Consider the following 23,778-nt stretch of genomic DNA (forward strand, 5'->3'; position numbering starts at 1 on the left):
CAATGCTTACGGTTCAAGAAGCATTCAAGAAATTCCGCAGTCGGCTGGAACTTACAGAACGAAACCAGAAAGATGCTTCAAGGCGGCAAAAGGATATTCGGGAGGTAATGAATACAGCCTTCTCCATTGATCGTGATTTCCTCACTGGTTCTTACGCGCGTTGGACGAAGGTCAAGCCACTGAAAGATGTTGATATATTCTGTGTTCTTTCCGAAAACGAGAAACATTATCGAGATAAGCACCCCTCAGTCCTTCTCGCTGATGTTGAGAAGGTTTTAGTGAATAAGTATGGTCAATCTAATGTCTCTTGCCAGCGCCGTTCTGTCTTAGTATCCTTTGGAATCCAAGAAGTTAATGGTGATACAGATGGGCTTGTTATGAGCTTTGATGTAGTACCAGCCTTCGTTAAAGGTGATCACTATGAGATTCCTGATACATCCACATCATCTGGTTGGACAGCGACTGATCCAGAAATACATGCAAGAAAAGCTGTAGAATCTCAAAAAGCATATTCTGGTGAATGGAAAGGTCTTGTCCGCATGATGAAATCTTGGAATCGTTACAATAATAAACCTATCAAACCCTCCTTCCTCATTGAAGTTATAGCTCTCGAAGCTTTAAATCCACCGTTTGGAGGCACATATAGTCGGGAAATGCAGGCTTTCTTTGCTACACTTGCCACAAGAATCAATGAAAATTGGCCTGATCCCGCAGGATTAGGGCCTGATGTCAGCGATAGCATGACGCAAGAGATGCGTCGTGGAGCAAGAGAGGCATTGCTCACTGCCGAACGACAAGCAGCCAATGCTATTAAATTTGAGAGGTCAAATCAAAACGGTGCAGCTCTCCGTGCCTGGCGCGATCTGCTTGGTCCACGATTTCCATTGTCATAAATGATTAGGAGGTAGGTAGTGGCAAATCAGGTTGCAGCACGATTAAGTGGCGATGATTATCAACATCTCTATGCTTGGTGGATCGTTCTCCAACTGCGTATGCCCCAAACGAAAGTTCGGCTAGTAGCTGTTGAGGATGAGTTAGCGGCATCGGTTGATGATGTTACGATTCTTCATGAACTTGATGCCGATATACCAGATAAGTTCTACCAACTGAAATACCATGTAGACCAAAGGGATGTTTACTCAACGAAATATTTTATAAGCCATAAACCTGGGTCTACCAGCTTCCTTCAAAAGTTTTGGGATAGCTGGAGACAATTAACCACACAAGATCCTGAGCGTAAAGTCGAAATTTATTTGGTAAGCAATTGGACATGGGATAGTAATGATAAACTCAAGAACTGTATTAGTGGCCAAGATAATAGTTTTACAGAGGATTTTTTTGAAGCATCTGTGAAATCTGATATAGGAAAACTAAGAGAAAGCTGGAAAAAGCACATAGATGCAGATGAAACTACATTCAAATCATTCATTCGATGCTTACGCTTGAGGCTTGGATATGATTCTACCAAAGAGTTGGAAGAACGTGTATCAGAACGTATGGATAACCTTGGACTCAAATCTGATATCAATGCATTATTTGTTGCAATTGGTATTATTAAAGATTGGATAAAGAATAAAGTACAAAGGATTGATATTCAGGAACTTGATTCGATATTAAGAAAACACGATTTACTTAAGTCTTTAGATTCAGAAAAATGTATCACAATATATTTGATGACCATCAAAAACCAGGAATTTGATCTTCCACCCGATCACCGTATTGATTGGCGTCACCACTTCGTAGGAACTCATAATAGAGGACATCAACTAAATGACCCAAATAATTGGAATAGCTTGTTACTTCCGGAGCTTCAGGATTTAGAAGAAAAAATCAATATGAGTAAATTTCGATTAATAAAAGCTAGAGGCTTAGCACGGTTATCAGTTTGGTTCGCGTTCGGATATACTTTCTCTGAAATGGTAAGATACACGATCGAGATTGATCAGCAAGAAAAATTATGGCGAACAAGCGCCAAACCCAACCCAGATTTTATATTAAACAGTACCAATAATCAATCTCCACATTTAGGAGAACCATTAGGATTTGTTTCATCATCAGTTGCTGTGGGAATCAGCATTACTGGACCAATTGAGGATGATGTAAGGACGTATATTGCAGAAAGCAACGAAAAAGTTTCGGCATTACTCTTTTTGCGACCTAATCATGAATTGGGTCGAGATTGCTTTCAGAGTGCAGGTGATGTGGTCGCTTTTGCAGATCAGGCAAAAATTCATATGCGTAACTTTTGCAAATATTGGAAGGCAAAAAAATTGCTTTTATTTTACTACGGGCCACTTAGTGGGGCTTGCTTTTTAGGCCATAAACTTAATGCAGTCTGTTCAGAAATTCAAATAATGGAAAATCAACAACCAGGCTATGCCACATCCTTTCTGTTTACTTTAGAGCGTTGATTATTGATGGGATAAATAAAACCCTATGATACATATAGAGATCGTATCATAGGGTTTTATTTATGTGGAAAACCTAGCTTGTATTTGATTGTAGGGGTGCAGACGAATTGATCCAAACCAACCAATAAGCTCCTCCTTTATTGACCAAGCAGATTGAGCCTATTCTAGTCTTTATAGGTGTGAAGAGGCATTAGATTTCTGCCTCTTTGATCTCTACAATGACTTGAATCCTTTCTCCTGGAGATGCTTGAACCGTGACATGTCTATGATCTACAATGTCATCGGAGTTCTTCCAGATAGCGGATACTGGTACTCCCAAGAACTGCATCAACGCCTCTAATTCCGGTACATTGATAGCCGCTGCACCCTTCTCAATGGCCGTGTAGCGCCGCCGCGAAGTTGATATGTGTTGCGCGCATTCAGACACAGTACGCTTCTGGGTCTGCCTCGCCAAGCTTAGAATGCGCCCTATTTCGGTATTTCGTTCTTGAAAGATATCAGCAGGATTCTTTGTATTCATACTACCCTCAAGCTAAGCCATTGCCTTGCTAAGACATACCTATCATTCACCATGGCAGTATTGCCCAAGAATATGCCGCTTTTCCATTATCATTGATGCGTTTTTATGCCATTGTAGTGGTATAAAACCCCTCTGCCAACACAAGTGATCGGTATGTCTTACTCACCTATTGACTTAGTGTGCTACCCTCGGCGTTGACTTGACAGATAGGGCATAGTAGGTAATATGAGACAAAATGTAACAGAGGTGATTCATCATGTCTCAAAATAAGACCTTATCTTACCACCCACCATAGTCCTAAATTCGATTCTATCCACATCTAAACGATACACCGTACTCCCCTCGTAGGTCAATCTTTGACGGAGATTTTATGCCGACCCGGAAAGTTCGTAACCGAGAGGGCAATATTATTGGTGCCTTCCCCAGCCTGAAAAACGGTCATACTGTCCACTACGAATCAACGATTGAGCGCGACCTTCTCTTCTTCCTCGAATTTGATCAAACTGTCCTTCGGTATGAACTACAGCCAATGGTGATTACCGGGCCAGACTCAGAAGGTAAACAGAGATCCTACACCCCTGACGTACTGATTACGCGCAAGTCAGGCAGAGAGCTGATTGAATGCAAGCCAGCCTCTCGGCTGGAGGATGATCACACCAAGCGCCAAATCGCTCTTGGTGTAACCTGGTGCGAGGCAAACGACTGCGACTACATTGTCATAACCGACGCTGACCTTCGAGTTGGCAGTCAGCTCGCTAACCTGAAGCTCTTGTGGCGGTATGCCCGCATGGCTCCGCCATTATTCATTGTAGAGCATATTCGTCAGCTCCTCTTTCAAATCCCTGAGGGTAAATCTCTATCAGCGCTTGCTCAACGTCTGCTGGATGGGGGAGTAAGCCCTACTCCCGTAGCTACGATATACCACTTGATTTTTCATCACATCCTTGCTGCTGATATTCACCAAGCTCTATCGCCTCAAAGTCTTATCACCTTGGCTTCGCCATCATAGGAGGATTTATGGCACGCATGCGGTTTCGAGTAGGCACGCGGTATCTGTTTAAAGAGCAGGTTTATCGGGTTGTACAGATGCTCGTCAACAACCAATTATTGATTGAAAATCAGAGTTTCGGAGGACAGTCCACCATCGCCTATGATGAACTGGTGGCACTATGGAAGGCTGGGGAATTGGTGTTTGAGGTTCCTTCGCCAATTGCGCGTCATCATTCCAAGAAACCTCTAGCAACGGAGTATACCCACGAGAGCTTTAGCCAGTTACCGAAAGCTTGGCGTGAAGAAGCTTGGAGACGCTACCAGCTACTCCTCCCCTTGCTGAAGAGACCAGAGGCCGAGCGTACCCGCGTGAACATCCAAGCATATACAGCTACATTGAATCCCACTGAACAGGAAAGTGCTACAAAGAGCCGAGGATTGGGAACAGCAATTAGTCCTCAAAGCATCGAGAGGTGGCTTCGACTATTTGAGCAAAGTGGCTATGATTTGAGAGCTTTGGTGCCCCGATTCCATCGAAGTTCTCGAAAGGGTGAGTCACGGCTGAATGCCGAGGTCAACGATATTATCCAGCAAGCCCTAACGGAATGCTCCATAAATCGACAGCATCGTACTGTTGATGATGTATATCTGAAGGTAGTAAACCTCATCGCTGAAGCCAATCGAACACGTCCTAAAACAGAGCAGTTGAAGCACCCTCATCCAAAAACGGTATATCGCCGAATTAAGGCTTATGATCCTTCGCTTATTCATAGGCGATTATCGCGTGTAGAAGCTCAAGCCGATGCAACCGTGACTGGCGGAGTTACGGTGAGCCGTATCCTGGAACGTGTTGAGATTGATCATACTCTGCTTGATATCTTGCTTGTTGATGAAGAAGACGGGTTAGTAATCGGACGACCGACCCTCACCTTTGCTCTTGATGTGTATAGCGGCATGCCCTTTGGTTTTTACATCGGATTTGAACCTCCCAGTTACTACACTGTCGCTAGCTGCTTACTTCATGGAATATTGCCTAAACCGGATGTTTGCAAGTTATATGATACTGCTCATCAATGGCCCGTATATGGATTAGCTGAAACATTGATTATAGATAACGCTAAGGAGCTTATTGGTCGTGACCTGGAAGAAGCCTGTGGTCAGTTAGGTATTATTCTAGAGAGAATGCCAGTACGCACACCTTGGTTCAAGGCAGCAGTAGAGCGATACTTCAAGACTCAAAACACAGGATTACTTCATCTTTTGCCAGGGACAACATTCTCTAATGTTCTCATGAAAGGTGATTACAATGCGGGTGGAGAAGCATGTCTGTCACTGGCAGCCTTTCTGAAGATCCTTCACATCTTTCTCTTGGATATCTATGCGCAGCGATGGAATAGCAGTAAGAAAGCAGTGCCCGCCAAACTATGGGAAGAGGGAATGCTCAGCGGTATTCTCCCATCCTTACACACTAGCGCTGAGGAAACACGTATCCTGCTAATGCGAACAGAGACTCGTGTGATTCAGCGCAGCGGGATCGAATTTGAATGTCTTTACTATCGTAATCTTGAATTAGCACGTCTGCGTTCTCTCCTCCCGAAAAACGAACGGAGGGTCAAAATTAAATTTGATCCATCTGACATTAGCACTATCTATGTAATCGATCCAATCACAGGCAGCTCAATTCCTGTACCCGCTGCAAATCAGGAATATACAAAAGGTCTTTCATTATGGAAGCACAGAATCATTAAGAATTTTACTCTCGCAGAGAAGAATGAGGTTGACATCGAGGGTCTGGCTGCGGCAAAAGCCAAAATTCAAAAAATTGTCGCTGATGAGTACATAAATAGCCGCCGTAACAAGGGGCGAAAAACCGCAGCACGATATTTGGACATTGGAACCTCACCTGTGGTAGGCGCGATCTCTCCTGATCAACCTACACTTCCAGTCATAAATCATAAAGACCTCCCACCTATTCCTCAAGATCCTCCCCAGGCTTCGGTAGCTGCTGATGCTAATCCTTCAGCATCAACAGCTACCGACCTATCCGCGATTTTTGGGGAGGGTTTAGATCTTGACATGACGGGATGGAGCGGTGACTACAATCTTCTTAGCAACAAGTGAGGCAACAATGACTGCATATAAGCCACTTCCAGATCTTTCGCACGATGAAATCCTATTGTTACCTGCTGAGCAAAGGCTACCTTATGTTGAGGGTGTTCGCGTTAACTATCCCCGCTGGAATACTTTGCTTCAACTCATCGAAGAGTGCCACAATACACAGCCATATAGTGCTGAACCTCCCTGTATACTGATCGTCGGTCCAACCGGAGCAGGAAAAACAAAGCTGCATGAGTCTTATAGGCAGCGCTATAAGTCGATTACAACAGAGTTTGGAAGAATTATCCCTATCCTATGTGGTGAAATACCTGCATACGCGACTATCTCCTCTTTATTAACGGCACTTCTCACCGGACTAGGAGATCCACGTCCTGATCGAGGGACTATTGATGGAAAAACAATTCGATTAAAGAATCTAATTCGTGATTGCCAAGTTCAACTTTTTATCCTTGATGAAGTTCAGCACTTCATTGATCGGGATAACAAGAAAATTCTTCTTAACGTGAGTAATTGGCTCAAAGCTCTGATCAAAGACACGAAGGTCGCCTGCATACTTGTCGGACTGGAGGGAGAGGCAAACAAGGTTGTTGACGCAAATCCTCAACTCGCCCGACTCTTCGGCGATTCTCATTTGCTAGCCCCATTTCAATGGGACATTGACCAGCGAAACACAATCGCTGAGTTCATCAAATTTCTAACTCAGTTGCAAATGTTATTGCCGCTCCGTGAGGCAACAAAGTCAGATCTACACACATTCAATGTTGCCCTTCGATGCTTTTTGGCGAGCGAAGGACTTATGGCCCATCTTATGAAACTTATTCGAGGTGCAACAGCAATGGCTCTTATAGATGGTCAAGAGTACCTTACACTAGAATACTTATCCCAAGCTTTCTTGAAATACTTAGCACCGGATCGACGCAATATTAAGAATCCATTTACTGCTAATATGCCAGAGATGCCAAGAAAGAAATCAGATACACCATCAGTGGGAGAGGCTGCAACCAATAATCGTGCAAGTAAAAGGAAGCCTTCAGACCCTACGTTGGGCGATGTCATCAGGAGCTAAGAATGCTTATTAATCGCCTGAAACCATACAGTCTGGAAAGTCTATCAGGCTATATGGAGAGGTTGCGAAGGGTAAACTATTATGAAGAAAGACTTTGGTACCTTGACTTCTTTCCCTCATCTTTGAGAGAACCGTTAGATCACCTTAAGCAACCGAAAAATTATGAGATCCTATCAGAATTAACTGGGTTGTCTCCGATCCAAATCTACAGGATGACTGTTCATAGGTTCTGTGAGATGTATAACCCTCGACATTTTGAGCAAAGAATAGTCGATAGAGAACGATCTTTTTGGAATCAGGGTGGTTTGAATGCATTTATTCATGGATCGAACACCTGGAAAATATGTCCTTGGTGTTGGGCTAAACACCAGACGCTATTCATACCATGGTCAGCACGTCCGGTTACAACCTGTTTCACTCATGAGGTGCTCCTGGTCGATACTTGCTCAACCTGTCGGGAGCCACTTCAGATAAATCTTGTAGAAGGCAAGTGCAAAAGTTGTGCTACTCCCCTCGGCGAATTGCCCGTAATCTCCATCAGAGAGCATAAAAATAGTCTGCAACTGCAACATGTAGTATGGGGAGCTTTAGGCTTCGCACCCTCTTATCCAGTGGGAGAGTTGGCTGAAGATCATCCTTTCCTTATCGCGCCTCAATCGCACATCATACAGTTCTTATGGAGAGGGTATAATTTAATGCACATATATGATAGGCATAGCCCTCTATTGAACCAGTCGCAACTTCTTACAGGTACTCATTGGGAGTTTCCTCCACAGAATATCCGTACTGCTTCGATTGCAGAGGTTCATGGTGCTCTAACTGCAATGTGTCAGCTTTTGTACGGTTGGCCTCAATCTTGGTACGATTTGCTAGAACGCATCCTCAATGCTGATGATAGCAGAATCTCTAACTCTTTCCCAGCCGTACTAATGAAACGTTTCAGAGGAGATGACTGGATATGGCTGCGCAAGAGCTGGGCGGATTTTGTGAGCCAAAATATGTATGATAATCCTGCCATGGTGCCGTGGCTCCGCTACTACCGTGCAATACAGCACGAGACTTCAACCTATAACCCTCCACTGTTATCACAAAAAGAGGCAGCGAAGATGTTAGGAGTAGCAGAGCTACGGCTCAAAAAGTTTGTTGAGCAGGGGATGCTCGTAGCCACTGCCAAACCAGAAAAACCAGAGCGATATATTTGGCAACTCATTGACGCAGGAAGCGTTGAAAAACTGCGAATTGAGCGTTCGCAATATTTCACACTGTATCAGGTGGCTGAGTACATTGGTCTTAGCAAACGGCATGTCGTTGCGCTGGTTGCAGCTGGAATCATTGAGGCAACCCATGGGCCACTTGTTGACAACCAATCTACATGGGAATTCGACGTTAGGGATATTGATACTGCTATGAAAAGACTATTGGAGCATATTCCTGTACAACTTCCTACACGTAACCGTAATTCTAATAAAATAACTGACTTTCAACGCGGACAGCGCTCCATGACATTATATAACTTAGGGTTACCTCGACTCATTCTTGATATTTATCAGGGCATACTACCTGCATTCCGTGCCATCGATGAGCTGAGGTTTGATATCCTATGGTTTCATACTATCGACTTCTCACAGTACCAATCGGACTATCGAAATACTTGCTCAGGAAGTCTGTCGGTTAATACGGTATGTGAGCGCTTAAACTGCAAACCAACAACGCTACGCCGATTATATGCAACAGGTTTACTAGTACCAATTACAGATCAGACTGATACATTAACTATTAGACATCTTTATGCCGAGAACGATATAGCTATATTCCTTGCAAACTATATTGATTCACGTCAAGCAGCTGAACTACTTAGTATTTCTCAAATAACTATTCAGAGTTGGGTACGCATAGGTCGATTAGTTGCGGTAACAGGGCCGGATATTGATGGAAGTCATGCTTACCGTTTTGACAGGGCGTCCTTAGTCCAATGGCGTTTTGAGCGCCTAACCTTTGGCGAAGCCATGAAGGTTCTACACATCAGTAAGGCCACGTTGCACCGCTGGGTAGCAAGTGGAAAATTACATCATATTGACGATATGGGAGGAAAACAGCGATGGTTCTGGAAAAAAGATATTTTGGAACTGGTGAATAAGTAAAACTTTATACTATTGAATTCGGTATACTTATCTTAGGATGGATATACCGAATTCAATAGTAATTAACTTCAATATCAATCACTTTCATGGATTAAACTTTCATTACTGTATATTGATCGTATCAATTTTCTTTGGCCATTATCGTTAATCATACTAAATAAACCTTGATATGAATATGGAAGATCTAGAACCATTTTTGTATGGATTATAGAAGTATTTGGTATATCCTTCGTAGTATATCTATAGATAATAGGATGTATTTCCTTTGGAATCGGTCCAAGAATATGAGTATCAAGTAGTGTATACCACTGATGATAAATTTGATTGGAATAAATACTATCAATAATGACCCGAAATCCAAAATTTGGGGCAAATGTAATAAGCATTTTTATCCATTCGTTGAGAGTATCTTCTCCTATACAGAGACTGAGTAAGGGAATATCTGTGAGGTAAATAACGATAAGAGGTAAATCATCTTCTGGATAGTCTTTCCATGAAATAATATTCAACTGTTCAAATAACTTTATACGATTAAGAATTTCCTGATAAATTAATCCAATAGATTTCTCAAAATCTGTAATAGTCGAAGCATAATAATAAGTGTAAGAACTATTCTTTAGTTGCATAAAATCAAGGTTTTTTAAATCGATAATAATAAATTGAATTTCTTTAGAAGATCTATTGAGTATTAACGATAAAATTCCTGTATTAACTACAGTGGTTTTCCCATATCGCTTAGGCCCAAAGATACCAATACTATGGGTTGTTAATAGATTAGCACAAGCTAAATGGAAGGATAGTCTGTCATCATCTACTTCATCTATATACCATCCTAATGGAAAAGGATATGAAGTTAGGGTATCTGATGGAAGTACATCTAATGCCATATCAAATGATGGAGAGGTAAGAGGAATTTTTTGAGGCTGAAAAGATGTTGTTTGTACAATAGTTGGTAAACTATCAGTATCTCCTTGAGTTGATCTATCACTATCATACCAAGCGTCAGTCATTCGCTGAGGTATATCACGAAGAACCTTCCAGACATGGTGCGTTCTATCTGGATACCTCCAAAGGTACATTAACCCAATGAGTGTCCATATGATAACGAGATCTCCAATATAGCTCCATATAAATTCCAGCATAATACCTCGGATGCGACTCAGAGACTATATATATTTGCATAGGATTATTATCTATCCTGAGTATCTCAGTATACCATTAAGTCGTACTAATAGATCTATAGAATCACACCTATGAGTTCTGTATCTCGTACTATGTAGTTCATACAATGTTGTTCATGATAAACGGTGTAGAACTACGAAAACAATTTGGCCGCCGTATCCGATATTTACGACGTCTTAATGATCTTACACAAAACCAACTTGCAGAAAGAACGAACTACTCAACGGAATATATTAGTCGGATTGAACGAGGAATTGGAAATCCTTCTTTTGACACGATCGCAGCTTTAGCTACAGCGCTTGACGTTGAAGCAAGTACACTATTTATGTTTCCTCCCAATGTTTAGCCCCAGCTTGTAAAATATTCTTGGTTTAACGAGACAAGCACCATCTATCTGGTCTAATGAATCATAAAACCTTATTCATCATTAATCATACTGCTAGCAATAATTATTCATATTATCAACGTACTAAATTAGAGTCAGATATTGCATAATAATCAAAAAAATAAATATGCGCGTATCAACTTCTATACGCGCATATTTATTTTTTATTATTTTATATTACCTGTATTCATGATAAAATAAATAGTATCAAGCTATTTAAATATTCAACTTAATTTGAGATGATTCATCTGGCCGATTAGACTTTTTTTTGGCTTTTTGCGTTGTTGGTGAACTAGAAATAGGATTATAAAGTTTAATAAAATCCATTACTACATTTTCAGCTGTATTCTGAATATGGGCTAGAGTTGTTGCACTACTAGGCATAACGTTTGATATAATTCTCATCGCTGGTATGGTCTTTCCTCTAGCTCTATACAAACGGCTTTGAACAAGGTATTCCACCCCCTCTCGATGAGTTCTATCTATACCTATGAAACGAGCATCATTTGGTAAAGAGTAGGCAAAGACATTTAGATCACCAACAGAATTTAAGTCTATTCCAGCATCAAACAATCTAGTTCTTAGGGTTCCATAAGTACTAATATGCGCAGCAAATCGACCAATAACGCCGTGACGATCATTAGTTTGACCTATATATAATGCTTTATGGGTATTAGAATAAATTATATATATATAGGCGCGTCCAATACCCATAAAGCAGTCGTTAAGCCTCAGTAGAATTGAACTCATTGATTACATTTCCTTAATCGCTTGGGAGAGACTCTCCTAACTCTCTGCACATATTTGCAAGAAATTCGGTAGTTACTCGTCGAAAATGCTCCAAGACATTTTCGACTTCTGCTATGTCATAACGTGAATTTTTTTGTACAAACTTCTCAGATCCAGCCAACTGTAAAAGAAATAGATTTATTACTGTTATTAGGGCAGTATTATTTTTATTATTCTCATAAACAAGCCGAGTAAATCGGTGTAATCTGTTGATTCGCACACAAGAACCCTTGGTTGCATCATAGTATGGTTCCCATAATACATTATCCGTAGTGAAGTTCACTAAGAAAATACGATCCCCCTCTTCAGCTTCTGGCCCTGCTATAACTGCTTTGACTTGTTCCTGAAGTATATGCTCTATAGCTTCATCATTCTGCAAACTAGGCTGATCTATTTCTTCGCTTTGAGCAACCATTTCGAGAACTTTTCTCTTTTGAGTCTCGAGGATTTCTAGCTCTCTGCGCTCTGCTTCAGCATAATCAGACTCCGTTTCAGATACACCTGGCAATTCTTCTGGCATATCGACTTGTTGGGCTAGCGCATTAGAATGGACTAACGTATTCTGTCCTGCACGACGATTTATTACGGCTTTAGCATGATTCCAAGCTTGTTTACTTTTTCGCTTATATTCATAAGATAGATCATCAAGCATCTTTTGTGCTTCATCTGATAAGTGAATCTGTGATTTTTTGACATCAATATTAAATGCTTCATCGGCAGAATCATCAATAAGTATTCTTCCACGGAAAGAATAAAAATCTTGATCCCTTGGAATTATACCGAATGTTTCAGCCCACGAAAGAAGCCTTTCATTTCTATAAACATAGAAGCCATAATTTCCAGCCCCAATATTATATTTATCTCTGATTTTTTTAGCACTTCCAGGAGTATCAACATCAAATGATGGAGGATGAGGAAGTTGTGTTACCTCAATTATGGCATCAACATCACTATAAGTATCTATCTTCATCGTATCAGGATGCTGTATCCAGCATGTAGATAAACCATCCCATTCATGTTCGTCTAGATTACCATGTTGATCTGCTTCGTTCGTAAATAGCACATCAAATGGTTGGCATTCTACATTATTTACTTCAATCTTAAGATTTTGTTTGCTCATCATATAAAAATAGATTGCACCAATTTTCATACGTAACTCTTCAAGTGTTGACTTAATACTTGGATGATTATTCTTACGAATTTGTGTGATTCTAATGATAGATCCACTTACTCCGGAAAGATATTTATTAATAAGAATATGGTCTTCATCAGTTAATACTGCTTCTTCTGCACCATACGTATCTCTACGTTGAATCTCGGGAAGAGAAACTACAAATTTAGAGAAATTATACCCATCTTTTGATGAAATAAGTTCAAGTACTTCACCTTGAGAAAAAGAAGCTGATTTAAGACCTAATCCAAACTTAGATAAACTTTTAGGTTCATATTCGTCCGATGGAGAGCCGAGAGTAAGAGCTTTCAGAATTCCGTCTTCATCCATTCCTTCCCCATCGTCAATAATTAGATATTCTTTTACATTATTCTGACGTGTATCAGGAGCATCTTTTTCACGTTCAATTCTAATATAAATGTTCTTAGCCTTAGCACTTACAGCGTTATCAACAATATCGCAGATAGCGCTAGAGGGAGTATAACCAATTCGACTTAGCCCATTAACAACACGTGCGGCATCCATCGGGATTGAAATAAAGCTCATAGCGAATCCCTCTTAGTATATAAATGATCCAATTAATGAAGAGCACAAATGTTACAACCTGGATCATCATCTTCTTCATCAAAAACAACTTTATTGAGCTCATATAGAGTAATACCTGGCCGTCGTCGACGTTCCTCTTCCAAACGTTTTATGTGATCAGCGCGAACTTGTGCTAATCTTTCAGGTTGCTCTAACTCGACTAAACTTTCTCGTTGTCGCCATGTAAAGCGTTCACCCCCATTCTCAGTCTCATATTTTTTAGATTCTTCATAGAGATCTGGATGTCTATCTTTAAGTCCAACCCATTCGCCAGTTCGCTGAAAGAAACAGAAATAGCATCCACTACGTTGTCTCCATTCATAATAAGTGGGCATTCCTAGCCCACTCTCAGCGAGTATACGCTCAACATCTCGAAGACCCAATCCATGATCTTTAAAGGGATATAAAGCTTGAATATTAGATTTAGTAGAGATATAACCACTCCGATTCTCATCACCACGAATACCAATATAGCTCCAAACTTTATCATTACCAACATAGGCTTCGAACGGCTCGATCTTAAGTTTACGCGTACACCAACGAACTTGGCCCGATGGGAGCATACCGTTGTACATAGTCAACCAGTGATCAAATCCTCTATCTGGATTCAACCGAATGATTGGGCGCTGAAGGTATGCTTCTAGCCGATCTAAGTATTCATATGTTTCTTTCAGTTCTTTATGAGTATCACAAAAAACATACTCAAGTTGGGGAATATGGTCACGCAGATAGATGGCTAGAGCAGTACTATCCTTACCTCCGCTTAGACTAACAATATGTCTACCAGGAAGTTCTGACCACTGACTAAATGTTGTTGGCATTACCATAATATCTATTCCTTTATGTGATCAAGGAGTGGATTAAGAAGCATTGATAACACTCTTACTTGTTGTGCGGGCACTAGCATCGGATAGTTATTAAGAACATCCATAATGCGTTGATGAACTTCATCAATAAGATCATCTTCTGCACTAGTATGGATGACCATACTTCGTTCTCCTTGATAATTTGTTAACCCAATGCGTAAAACTGTTGATGCCGATTCTTGGGGAGCTATTGCGACTGCAAGATGTTCTGCATCTTGAAAGCGACGACCAAGATCCATAATTTGAGCAGTAAAAGAATTTATATCGTTATCATTCCATGAGGTAGTAGGCTTGCGTATTAAGAGTGCGCCAATGCTTTCAACCCATCCTGCATCGTTACTGCCATTTTCGACACGAACACCAAAGGCACGTAACTGTATGTCTGATGTGACTCCAGAAATAAAACGATATCGTTCGGCAAGTTCCTCACGAAGTAGCATAAAGCTTTCTTGTTGAGTCTTAAAAGCTTTACGAATATCATTTACTAGATTCTGAACCAAGTTCGGATATGCGTCTTGAATCTCTACTAGATATTCTCTTAATGAGGTTATAAAGGTATCAACATGTTTTGGATCTTCATTACCAGCAATAAATGGTGGAAGATTACAAGCTTGTGGCAACAGATAAAACAGGAGTTGATCGGGCGTTTGTGCTGCCAATATTGCTTTCCTAACAGCTTTTGCTTGATCGCTAATTGTGTGAGTATTTTGACTAAACTCAGGAAGTTTAGCTATGAATCGCATTAACGGAGTTGCCGCATCATTAATCAGAGGAATAGACCCATTTAGAGCCTTTTTCGGTGCCAATGCATGTATAATGCGTTCATAAATTGTGAGCCGACTTCCTCGAATTCGGCTGAGTCTCAATGAAAAATGTCCCGGCTGCCTTAGTAAGCGCTCAAAAACCGCGATACTGGGTACCTGTACATAGTTGCCATTTTCATACAGAACCATCTCACCAGCATTGGAAAGATATGCAGCAATAAACAATAAGGGAATTAAGCCAGCTTTCACACCATATGGAGGTTTCTCCAGTAGTGCATAAAGTGTTTCTAGGTCAATTGGTGCATCAGCAGTTCGATCAAAAAATCTATGAATAGCATCCCAAACTGGACGAAGATTAGTCGAATTAGTAGCATTAGGCTCAGCAATAATCCATTGACCATTTTCATCCTGACGATGTAGACCACTGTTGAGAAATACACTTTCATATATAGCACGCTCAGGTGGATATCCAATTAGACCAACGCGCTCAATATGGCCATAATCAAGCATAGCTTCTACAAGATTTCGCCGTGCTTTTGCACCCATGGCAGTAAGTTGACGCCGATTGATCAACTCATTCCAAATCCGTGGAGTCAATGAAAATACTTCATCACAAATATTTGATAAGAGTGCATCTACATCACGCATATTATTAATAGGCTGAATAGACCCTTGCCAATACCAATGACTTGATCCAGGTCCGTATGCTTGAACTAATACATCGGCAAGTGCTTGCTGAGCATCTGATAAACGACTCGCTAATTCTCGTCGTGCCACACGATCATTTTCCAGTAGTGGTTCAGAGGCAAGTACGTGGCCAACAGCACTAACTTCTAGCAATAGTTCACGAAGTGATTGAACATGATTTGAGATAACTAAAATACGTTGTGCATCAGCTTGGCGATTCGGATGACGTAACAGTTCCATTACGCGTTCAAGTGCCTCTATATCAGAGGGTAAAATATAGAATATCTCACCATCCCCGATAACCGGCATCGCTAGATAACGTGGAAGTTCATCATCTGTGACAAACCGAACCGAAAAATGACGAACAGCACCAGTTTCGTAACTATGGCGTCGAGCAATGAAAGGAGTGGTTGATGCGTGCTCTTGAAGCAAATCAGTTGATGATACCTGATCCCCTAATGCATTAAGCTCATGTTGAATTATTGTATCTAAATCCAGATCACTTCCTTCAAAAAGAGCATAACTATCGCGATGATGACGATAAGTAATGTGTTGTCGTGACTGAAGCTGTAATAATGCACGGAGTACATCGGGATGATCGATATTGTCTTGAAGCGCAAAAGATAGATGATTAGAACTTGCTCTTAATGTCTGATTCTGTCCCAAGGCATTTAGAGTTCCAATAGTAACAAGCACATCATCAACCATACTATCAAAATGCTCGATGCGTTGGCGGGCTTCAGCAAGTTCAGACCATCGACGACCACGGGTTTGGTGAAAGAGACTTAGCCCCAACGATGACTCAATATAAGCATATAAATGTGTCATACGATAAATTGGTAATGTACCCGAAATCGCTGTAGTTATTCGAAGAACATCCTGAAGACTCCACGGCTCAGGTGTACTGAGAAACGCAAATAATGACCGTTCATTTTGAGCTAACTGACGAAATATAGCAGGCAAAGCTACTAGAACCATGGGATGAATGGGATAAGCCTGAGCAACTAGCTCAGCCCAATCATAAGTCGAGATATCTTTTGGTCGTAAATTAAGCTGTTCAGTTAAAGGTAAAACTTGTCTCACCCAGTCGGATCGGGCCTCAGCAAATTTATCATCTCCGTGTATTGACAAAGCATGGGCCACCATACGGATCAGTTGGCTTGCTGGCTCATTAAAAGGAATATCAATAAACCTTCCTTGAACCTTAGCCCATTCAGCACGCTGGTGCGCACCAGCACTACCTGCATAACGCTCAAATGATTGATGTAGGATAGTAACAAAGAGACAAGGAATATCACCACTGCGAGCAGACATTTCGGCAACAGTTTGAAGCACGAAAAGATCGCGTTCTCCACGGCCTTGAGCTGCATAATCAAGATGTTGTCCTAATTCATCAACAATTATTAATAACCCATCCCAAGAGCTATATTGCTTTACAGCATTACCAACCGTTTCAATAAGAGAGGCAACACTCTCCGGATCAATATCAGGATCAGCAAATGCACGGGTAAGGCTTGCCACTATATTTTTGATCGGCACACGTTGACGTGAAATGGTAGAAAGGGCATCATGTAGTGATCGAAGGAGTGCTAAACGTAAGGAACTGTTATTACCACTCACAATCACCGGCAAGAGTTGTGGTACTTCATATAGGGAGCTATCAATGGTCCCGGGAACCATACTAGTGGGTAATAATTGCTCACGCTTGGATGGCGTACTCTGTAAGTACGAGGCAAGAAATAATCCAAAGGCCGATTTCCCAGATCCATATGGACCAATTATAGAGAATGCCCTTCCTTTGGCATTGGGGGCCAAACTTGCTACAACACGCTCTAGAGTTGCAACTACTAAAGGTGTAACTTGATAACCTTCTAATGATGTATCAAGGTCTATGAAATCACGCTGAATATGAACTGATCGCGTGTAACGGCCAGCAATAGGAAGAGACAAAGTAGTATTAGACATCACGCACCTCGCGTTCAAACATTCGCTGAAGAAGAGCCATGGCAGTATCATCTCCCATAGCGCCAGTCCAAGCAACCTGCCGAATGCCAGCCTGATCGGTATAGTAAGCATCTCCGCCAGTAATTGATGTAAGCTTATGAAGACGACTCAGTAATGAATCCTCATCTAGGCGAAATACGCGACCTGGTGACCTTGGAGCATAGGCTAGATCACTGAAAGCAATTGTACGGCGTTGTTGTCTTACCATCATCGAATGAATAGCATAAGCAACTAAGTCATCAGGCAAAGTTGGATGTGCTCCCGATAGAGTGTGGTAGATACGCTCTCCCGGTAGTGTATCAAGCAACCCTAATTCGCTTAATGGGCAGAGCAGGCTATCTTCCGCACCAGCGGCAATTTGTTTAATAGTTGGTCGTGCATAACAACGAATCATACAATCTATATCACGTTCAAGGGTTGAATCCGAGGGTATACGCCAACCCTGATCGCTGGTAAATGATTGTAATTGTGCTGTAAGATTCGCTATTGTGAATTCACCCCCACGAAGTAGATTGAAGACATAGAACCAGGTGAATGCTGCCTCAGGATTCGAGGCAACATTCCAATGTAATAGCCACCAACTCGCTGGGGATACAAAGTATGGATCCCATCCATCAAGACTATTCAGCCAACAATGGCCAAGGTTCGTTGCACCATAATGGTCACCTTGTGCGGATCGCTGAAACACTCCACATACACGACCCCAGAAACGAATCGACTGAACCATGTTCTTGCCTACACCCAAGCGTACAATGGCATCATCACGAGCAAAGAGGTCAGGGTAGACAAGAAGCACGTCATATGCCTTCTTCAACCACGTGCTTCTTAAAGCAAATGTCTCATGCCCACTGAATGTTGGAGTAAAATCGCCAGGGAATAAACCAACCGGCATAGTAGCGATCGTCACACAAATCCTTCCTAAGATTGCGAAAATGTATAGTAGTTGTTCCAAATCCCTAGCAAATTATGCTTTTACTATATGAGAACAGGTAAATTATTGAGCTAAGAAATATTGTTATGGTTATAAAAATGATATTTACATATCATTCAGTTCTATATTGAAGATTTTATAATAAGAACAGGGACTTTGCTTTTGATATTATGCATTGTCCCTGTTCATTACTACTTCATCCCAATAATCCTTATGAATTAACCTATTAGATGTCTATAGGAGCAACTGGTATCAATTATAAGGAGCAAACTGTTTGCACTAAATGATCAACCCGTGAGTCCTTAGGATCAAACCGTCTGCACCCTTACAACTATTTGAATCGCCTAAACATCCAAGTTTTTCACGTCGGCGGCGTGGGTTTGGATAAAGCGTTTGCGCGGCAAGACGATTTCACCCATCAACATTGAGAAGGTTTCATCGGCAGCCATCGCATCTTCAATTGTCACTTGCAAAATCATGCGATTGCCAGGGTTGAGCGTCGTGTCCCACAATTGGTCGGGATTCATTTCGCCAAGCCCTTTAAAGCGCTGAACGATGACCTTGGTGCCAGCTGGCAATGAACGAATATATTCATCGCGGGTTGCTTCATCGTAGACATATTTGTAGGCCTTTCCATGTTGCACCCGGAACAATGGTGGTTGGGCAACATACAAGTGGCCATTGGTAATCAAATCACGCATATGGCGGAAGAAGAAGGTCAGTAGCAAGGTGCGGATGTGACTTCCATCCACATCAGCATCAGTATTGTGAGCATACAAACCACCAGTGCCACACAAGAAGTTTTCGTCTTCTTCGACTGAGAAGTCGTAGACAAACTCACCAGTTGGGTCTAATTCTTCAACCGCTAAGACTTCTAAGCCAACCATATCATCGCTGATTGGCGTAAAGGCTTGGGCTTTGGTCGTTGGTTTCGCCAAATGGGCTTCGACTTTGGCGGCCAGATGATGGCGTTGCCAAACGCTGCGCAATTGTTCTAGCTGTTGCTTGCCACTAATTGCAATGTTGTAGTAGTCGTGCACAGTTTGAATTGGTGCATCGGCTGGCAAGTTGGGCTTGATGTTGCTCACGCCAGCAAAAATGCCAAGTTGGCCAAACACATAGAGCAAGCCATCTTTGAGTTCTGGCGAGTTGGTTGTCATGCTAATGGTGCTATCGCTGAGCGTGCCATCACCAAGGAAGTAGCCTTCAAGATAGCTACGCTGTAAATCGCTGCTCAAGCTGAAGAGCATATTAGGCACTTGCTTTTGATGGGCAACCGCACCCAAGCCCAAAGCACGAATCAAACGAGCTGCCAAAACGCTATGGAAGTAGCATTTGATGCCGCCATTATCGGGCGATTGGTAGAAACGTGGCGTTTCACCAAAAAGCTGTTCAATCGTGGTTTTTAGTTCAGCGAAGAAGGCTGCATCTTTTTGACCTAACGATAAACTAACTTGATGTTTGCTCAATGAACCTTCGGCAGTAAACCAGCCCAAGAACCACAGCAATTCAGGCGTGATCGCCAACATGCGTGGGAAGGCGCGATCGTCGTGGGCTTGCGGCACAAGCTCGACATCACGATCAAGCAAATCTAGCTCATCGTTGTTGAAGCTATTAAAAGCTTTGTAGTTACTGACTTCACGCCAGCGTGCGTTGCCACTACTATCATCTTGTAACAACAAACGCTCGATCTTTGAAGGCACCAGCTCATAGCTAATTGGTTCTTCCCAGCCAATCGTTGCCAAGTAGTTATCGAATTGCGATTGAATAGGCCGTAGCATGCCACGTTCCCATTGGCTAATCGTAATTGCTTGCTTCACTCCAAGCCGTTGGGCAACCATTTTTTGGCTTAAGCCATGGGCTTGGCGATATTCAACCAAACGTTCCCAAGCAGCAGTATGCAAGCTGATTCGGGCTTCGTTCCATTGCTCAGGCTGCGAAACATTGTTCAGCACTCGCTGAGCAGCAATCGCGCGCACACTTTCACCCCGCAGATAAAGATTATCAATCAAGCCTGCTTCAGCAAACAACTTGATCAGGTCGATTTCGCGAGGTTGGATTGCTGGTCGTGGAATCCGGCGACTGGCAACCAATTGATCGCCAAGTTTGATTTGATCGCCTTTTTTCAAGAATGGCTGGCCATTCTCAAGCACAAACACACTATGCGAGGCGGTTACTTTGACCGAACGGCCATAGCGCGTGCTAAGTTTGTACATCGGCTCGTGGTTGGCGTGGCGCATCACTGCTTTGAGTGGGCGGAAGCGCGCAAGATTGCGTTTTTGGTCGAAGCTAATTACTTCGTACTCGCTTGCCTGGCGTTGGCCTGCAATACATTGATCGATAAATTCGCCAATGCGCACAAACTCAGTATGGCCTTGACCATTGCGAATCAGGGTTGGTTCATCGCCAGCAACGCTCATAATCAAAATGCGATGGTAGCGCAAACGCGATAAATCAAATGTTTCGCCAATACCAGTGCCAAGTGCAGTAATTAATGCACGAACTTCGTTATTGGCAAGCATTTTATCCAAACGCGATTTTTCGACGTTCAGAATTTTACCGCGCAAAGGCAAAATTGCTTGGAACCGACGATCACGGCCTTGCTTCGCGCTTCCACCTGCACTATCGCCTTCGACGATGAAGATTTCGCAGTGAGCTGGCTCTTTATCCGAGCAGTCAGCGAGCTTGCCAGGCAAGGCAAAGCCTTCGAGTGCACCTTTGCGTTGCACCAAATCGCGAGCTTTGCGGGCTGCATCACGCGCCCGTGAGGCCAAGAGCGATTTTTCGATGATGCGGCGGGCTTCGTTGGGATTTTCATCCAAAAAGCCCGAAAGCGCTTCATTCAGCACCGTTTCGACTGCGGTTTTGGCTTCTGGCGTGGCCAATTTCGATTTAGTTTGGCTTTCGAATTGTGGGCGGAACAGTTTGATGCTAATAATTGCGGTCAAACCTTCGCGCACATCTTCGCCAGAGAGCGTATCGCCTTCTTTGAGCAAGCCTTTGCTGCGACCATAGGCATTGATCGTGCGGGTTAGGGCTGCGCGATAGCCAGTAACGTGCGTGCCACCATCAGGATTGGCAATGTTATTAGTAAAGGCTAAAAGATTTTCGTTGAAATCGCCAGTGTATTGCATGGCAATTTCAACATTAACATTTTCATGAGCTTTTTCAACATAGAATGGTTGCGCGAGCAATGGGCCTTTTTCGCGGGTCAGATGACGCACGAACGAGACAATCCCACCATCGAAATAGTAGGTTACTTCGCGATCGTTGTTGTAATCAACCAGTTTGAAGCGCAGGCTCTTGTTGAGATAGGCCATATCGCGCAAACGGTTCGACAGCGTGCGATAGTTGAATTCAACGGTGGTAAATAATTGGGCATCTGGTTTGAAGATAATCGTCGTGCCCGTGCCTTCGGCATCGCCAACCTGATGCACAGGAGCTTGGGGCATGCCGAGGCGAAAATCTTGCGCCCACAATTTACCATCGCGTTTAACTTCGGCGCGCAAGAATTCGGAAACCGCGTTAACTGCCGAAACCCCGACCCCGTGCAAACCACCTGAGACTTTATAGCCTTGCGAGCCCTTGAATTTACCGCCAGCGTGTAGCTCGGTCAGCACAATTTCGAGCGCTGAACGACCTTCGACGGGGTGAATATCGGTAGGAATCCCGCGCCCATTATCGACGACAGCAATTGAACCGTCAGTGCGCATTTCGACGATAATCGTATCGCAGTAGCCAGCCAAAGCCTCGTCCACCGAGTTATCGACAACTTCATAGACCAAGTGATGCAAGGCCGATGTGTCTTGGCCACCGAGATACATCCCCATGTTTTCGCGTACTGCTTCCAAGCCGCGCAACATTTGAATCTGAGCGGCATCGTATGTACTCTGATTAGGATTTGTCGCCATCGAATCGAACCTCACTTTTGTGTTAGGGCAACAGGAAAACGGTGGGCAAGTGAGCCAACACGTTCGTTATAAAAGACTAATTTGGCTGCTTGTAAACTACAGCTGAGCAACCCAAACAGGGCGCTTGCTGCAAGAATGCTGATTATGTTGGTGGCTAGGGGCCGCAGCAAAAAGGCCGTCCCATGAATCAAAACCCCGCTAGCGAGAATCAGCGACAGGGCTTCGCGTGGTTGTTGACGCACCAAGTTGTAGCTCTGATAGAGCGCAATCAAGGCTGATTGTTGGCCAAGCATAATTGCTGCTGGCGCAAGGCTGGCATAGACCCAGAGGGCAATGAGCACCATGCCAAAGGCGGCGAGCACCAATTGCGCCCCAAACGCGCTGGCAGAGAGCAAAAAGCTTGCTGTAAAAAACGCAGGGATGCCAAATAACAAGCCTAAGCCAACGATAATCAGGCTTAGTTTGGCTAAGTTCCAGAGCTGTTTTGGCAGGGCAGACCATCCAGGCTGCGCCTGATCGAGATTGCGTCCCAGCCAGAACAAAACGATTGCGCTGAAACCAAGCCCCAGCACATTCAACCCAAGCACCAAGAGCAAGGTCAACCAGCCATCGAACAGCCATGGCGCGCCGCTATGCAGCGAGGGCGAGCCAGCACCGCTAAACAAACTTGGCACAAGGTAAGTTCCAACGGCACTCGAACGCAAATCGACGGTTTGCAATAGCTCGTTGGCCTGCGCCCAAAGTTGTTGGCCTTGCGCACGGCTAAATCGGTTGACCACGCTGCTAATGCTGGCAAGCCAACGATTAGGCGCTAAAGCTGGCATTAACCTCAGCCAGATGTCAAGCAAAATGGGCATTAAAATAACCCAAGGTGCGCGACGAACGATGCGAAATCCTTGGCTTAGACGTTCCGGAAGATTACGCCGTTGTGGCTCTTGGGCTTGTGGTTGTAAACGTCTATTCATGGCTTTATTATACCACAAAAGCCCTATTCTAACATAATATTTTAGCACATAGTTTCTATATTTAGAACATCGAGCAAAGAGCATAGAACAGAGAATTGAGAGCTAGCTTTTAGCCACAGATTATTGTTGATTATGTCATCCTAGCCCAAAGCCAATAGCCGATAGCCATCAGTGCTCTGCGCCTCTGGGTTAAAATTACGAGTCATGAGGGCTTTTTTTAACTACGAAGAACACGAAGCGCACGAAGGTTTCGTTTTTAGCCACGAATTGCACGAATTGCACGAACAATATT

The 23,778-nt window shown here is 43.0% G+C and carries 16 protein-coding genes; 7 read left to right on the top strand and 9 right to left on the bottom strand.

The window, feature by feature from the left end; all coding sequences use genetic code 11:
- Positions 1 to 2 precede the first annotated feature (2 nt).
- Positions 3 to 893: a CBASS oligonucleotide cyclase gene (locus JOD20_RS03835; RefSeq protein WP_204753993.1), complete on the top strand. Its 891-nt coding sequence runs from the start codon at positions 3 to 5 to the stop codon at positions 891 to 893.
- 18 nt (positions 894 to 911) lie between these two features.
- On the top strand, positions 912 to 2,411 hold the full coding sequence (locus tag JOD20_RS26845; protein WP_204753994.1) for an SAVED domain-containing protein: 1,500 nt from the start codon (positions 912 to 914) through the stop codon (positions 2,409 to 2,411).
- A gap of 190 nt (positions 2,412 to 2,601) precedes the next feature.
- Here JOD20_RS26845 and JOD20_RS03845 read toward each other — a convergent pair whose 3' ends face one another.
- Positions 2,602 to 2,931 (bottom strand): helix-turn-helix domain-containing protein, encoded by a 330-nt coding sequence (locus JOD20_RS03845; protein ID WP_204753995.1) that lies wholly within the window; start codon positions 2,929 to 2,931, stop codon positions 2,602 to 2,604.
- A 370-nt stretch (positions 2,932 to 3,301) separates the two neighbouring features.
- Here JOD20_RS03845 and JOD20_RS03850 point away from each other — a divergent pair, with 370 nt between their 5' ends.
- The 4 genes from JOD20_RS03850 to JOD20_RS03865 are packed head-to-tail and all read left to right on the top strand — an operon-like array spanning position 3,302 to position 9,246.
- On the top strand, positions 3,302 to 3,940 hold the full coding sequence (locus JOD20_RS03850; protein WP_204753996.1) for a TnsA endonuclease N-terminal domain-containing protein: 639 nt from the start codon (positions 3,302 to 3,304) through the stop codon (positions 3,938 to 3,940).
- 8 nt (positions 3,941 to 3,948) lie between these two features.
- Entirely contained in the window at positions 3,949 to 6,042 is a 2,094-nt protein-coding gene (locus JOD20_RS03855; protein WP_204753997.1) for a Mu transposase C-terminal domain-containing protein, read from the top strand.
- A gap of 7 nt (positions 6,043 to 6,049) precedes the next feature.
- Positions 6,050 to 7,105, top strand: coding sequence for a TniB family NTP-binding protein (locus JOD20_RS03860; protein WP_204753998.1), 1,056 nt, complete (start codon positions 6,050 to 6,052; stop codon positions 7,103 to 7,105).
- A gap of 2 nt (positions 7,106 to 7,107) precedes the next feature.
- Positions 7,108 to 9,246 (top strand): helix-turn-helix domain-containing protein, encoded by a 2,139-nt coding sequence (locus JOD20_RS03865; RefSeq protein WP_204753999.1) that lies wholly within the window; start codon positions 7,108 to 7,110, stop codon positions 9,244 to 9,246.
- 74 nt (positions 9,247 to 9,320) lie between these two features.
- Here the strand turns inward: JOD20_RS03865 and JOD20_RS03870 are convergent, their stop codons facing one another.
- Positions 9,321 to 10,256: an FtsK/SpoIIIE domain-containing protein gene (locus JOD20_RS03870; RefSeq protein WP_204754000.1), complete on the bottom strand. Its 936-nt coding sequence runs from the start codon at positions 10,254 to 10,256 to the stop codon at positions 9,321 to 9,323.
- A 287-nt stretch (positions 10,257 to 10,543) separates the two neighbouring features.
- Between JOD20_RS03870 and JOD20_RS26950 the strand changes: the two genes are divergently transcribed.
- The gene (locus JOD20_RS26950; RefSeq protein ID WP_204754001.1) at positions 10,544 to 10,774 is read left to right on the top strand and encodes a helix-turn-helix domain-containing protein; all 231 of its coding nucleotides are present in this window, start codon (positions 10,544 to 10,546) and stop codon (positions 10,772 to 10,774) included.
- Positions 10,775 to 11,029: 255 nt separating this feature from the next.
- Here JOD20_RS26950 and JOD20_RS03880 read toward each other — a convergent pair whose 3' ends face one another.
- From JOD20_RS03880 to JOD20_RS03910, 7 genes are all read right to left on the bottom strand, one after another.
- The gene (locus JOD20_RS03880) at positions 11,030 to 11,563 is read right to left on the bottom strand and encodes a GIY-YIG nuclease family protein (protein ID WP_204754002.1); all 534 of its coding nucleotides are present in this window, start codon (positions 11,561 to 11,563) and stop codon (positions 11,030 to 11,032) included.
- A gap of 13 nt (positions 11,564 to 11,576) precedes the next feature.
- Positions 11,577 to 13,319 carry an ATP-binding protein gene (locus tag JOD20_RS03885; RefSeq protein ID WP_204754003.1) on the bottom strand — a complete coding sequence of 581 codons (1,743 nt, stop codon included), beginning with the start codon at positions 13,317 to 13,319 and terminating at the stop codon, positions 11,577 to 11,579.
- A 32-nt stretch (positions 13,320 to 13,351) separates the two neighbouring features.
- A complete protein-coding gene (locus JOD20_RS03890) occupies positions 13,352 to 14,185 on the bottom strand; it encodes a phosphoadenosine phosphosulfate reductase family protein (RefSeq protein ID WP_204754004.1) in 834 nt (277 codons plus the stop codon).
- A gap of 5 nt (positions 14,186 to 14,190) precedes the next feature.
- Complete coding sequence (locus JOD20_RS03895; RefSeq protein ID WP_204754005.1) at positions 14,191 to 17,640, bottom strand: DEAD/DEAH box helicase family protein; 3,450 nt, start codon at positions 17,638 to 17,640, stop codon at positions 14,191 to 14,193.
- On the bottom strand, positions 17,633 to 18,586 hold the full coding sequence (locus JOD20_RS03900; RefSeq protein WP_204754006.1) for a DUF4007 family protein: 954 nt from the start codon (positions 18,584 to 18,586) through the stop codon (positions 17,633 to 17,635). Before JOD20_RS03900 ends, JOD20_RS03895 begins: the two co-directional genes overlap by 8 nt.
- A gap of 368 nt (positions 18,587 to 18,954) precedes the next feature.
- The gene (locus JOD20_RS03905; RefSeq protein WP_204754007.1) at positions 18,955 to 22,521 is read right to left on the bottom strand and encodes an ATP-binding protein; all 3,567 of its coding nucleotides are present in this window, start codon (positions 22,519 to 22,521) and stop codon (positions 18,955 to 18,957) included.
- Positions 22,522 to 22,532: 11 nt separating this feature from the next.
- Positions 22,533 to 23,486, bottom strand: a complete 954-nt coding sequence (locus tag JOD20_RS03910; protein ID WP_204754008.1) for a hypothetical protein — start codon at positions 23,484 to 23,486, stop codon at positions 22,533 to 22,535.
- Positions 23,487 to 23,778 lie beyond the last annotated feature (292 nt).

This window comes from Herpetosiphon giganteus, from assembly GCF_016907925.1.
In the GTDB taxonomy this organism is placed as follows: domain Bacteria; phylum Chloroflexota; class Chloroflexia; order Chloroflexales; family Herpetosiphonaceae; genus Herpetosiphon; species Herpetosiphon giganteus.

What these genes read in the sequence shown, in the direction of transcription:
- JOD20_RS03880 (WP_204754002.1), bottom strand. Translation starts at nt 11,563, where the DNA reads ATGAGTTCAATTCTACTGAGGCTTAACGACTGCTTTATGGGTATTGGA.
- JOD20_RS03910 (WP_204754008.1), bottom strand. Translation starts at nt 23,486, where the DNA reads ATGAATAGACGTTTACAACCACAAGCCCAAGAGCCACAACGGCGTAAT.
- JOD20_RS03870 (WP_204754000.1), bottom strand. Translation starts at nt 10,256, where the DNA reads ATGACTGACGCTTGGTATGATAGTGATAGATCAACTCAAGGAGATACT.
- JOD20_RS03845 (WP_204753995.1), bottom strand. Translation starts at nt 2,931, where the DNA reads ATGAATACAAAGAATCCTGCTGATATCTTTCAAGAACGAAATACCGAA.
- JOD20_RS03855 (WP_204753997.1), top strand. Translation starts at nt 3,949, where the DNA reads ATGGCACGCATGCGGTTTCGAGTAGGCACGCGGTATCTGTTTAAAGAG.
- JOD20_RS03895 (WP_204754005.1), bottom strand. Translation starts at nt 17,640, where the DNA reads ATGTCTAATACTACTTTGTCTCTTCCTATTGCTGGCCGTTACACGCGA.
- JOD20_RS03860 (WP_204753998.1), top strand. Translation starts at nt 6,050, where the DNA reads ATGACTGCATATAAGCCACTTCCAGATCTTTCGCACGATGAAATCCTA.
- JOD20_RS26950 (WP_204754001.1), top strand. Translation starts at nt 10,544, where the DNA reads ATGATAAACGGTGTAGAACTACGAAAACAATTTGGCCGCCGTATCCGA.
- JOD20_RS03865 (WP_204753999.1), top strand. Translation starts at nt 7,108, where the DNA reads ATGCTTATTAATCGCCTGAAACCATACAGTCTGGAAAGTCTATCAGGC.
- JOD20_RS03850 (WP_204753996.1), top strand. Translation starts at nt 3,302, where the DNA reads ATGCCGACCCGGAAAGTTCGTAACCGAGAGGGCAATATTATTGGTGCC.
- JOD20_RS03885 (WP_204754003.1), bottom strand. Translation starts at nt 13,319, where the DNA reads ATGAGCTTTATTTCAATCCCGATGGATGCCGCACGTGTTGTTAATGGG.
- JOD20_RS03905 (WP_204754007.1), bottom strand. Translation starts at nt 22,521, where the DNA reads ATGGCGACAAATCCTAATCAGAGTACATACGATGCCGCTCAGATTCAA.
- JOD20_RS03835 (WP_204753993.1), top strand. Translation starts at nt 3, where the DNA reads ATGCTTACGGTTCAAGAAGCATTCAAGAAATTCCGCAGTCGGCTGGAA.
- JOD20_RS03890 (WP_204754004.1), bottom strand. Translation starts at nt 14,185, where the DNA reads ATGGTAATGCCAACAACATTTAGTCAGTGGTCAGAACTTCCTGGTAGA.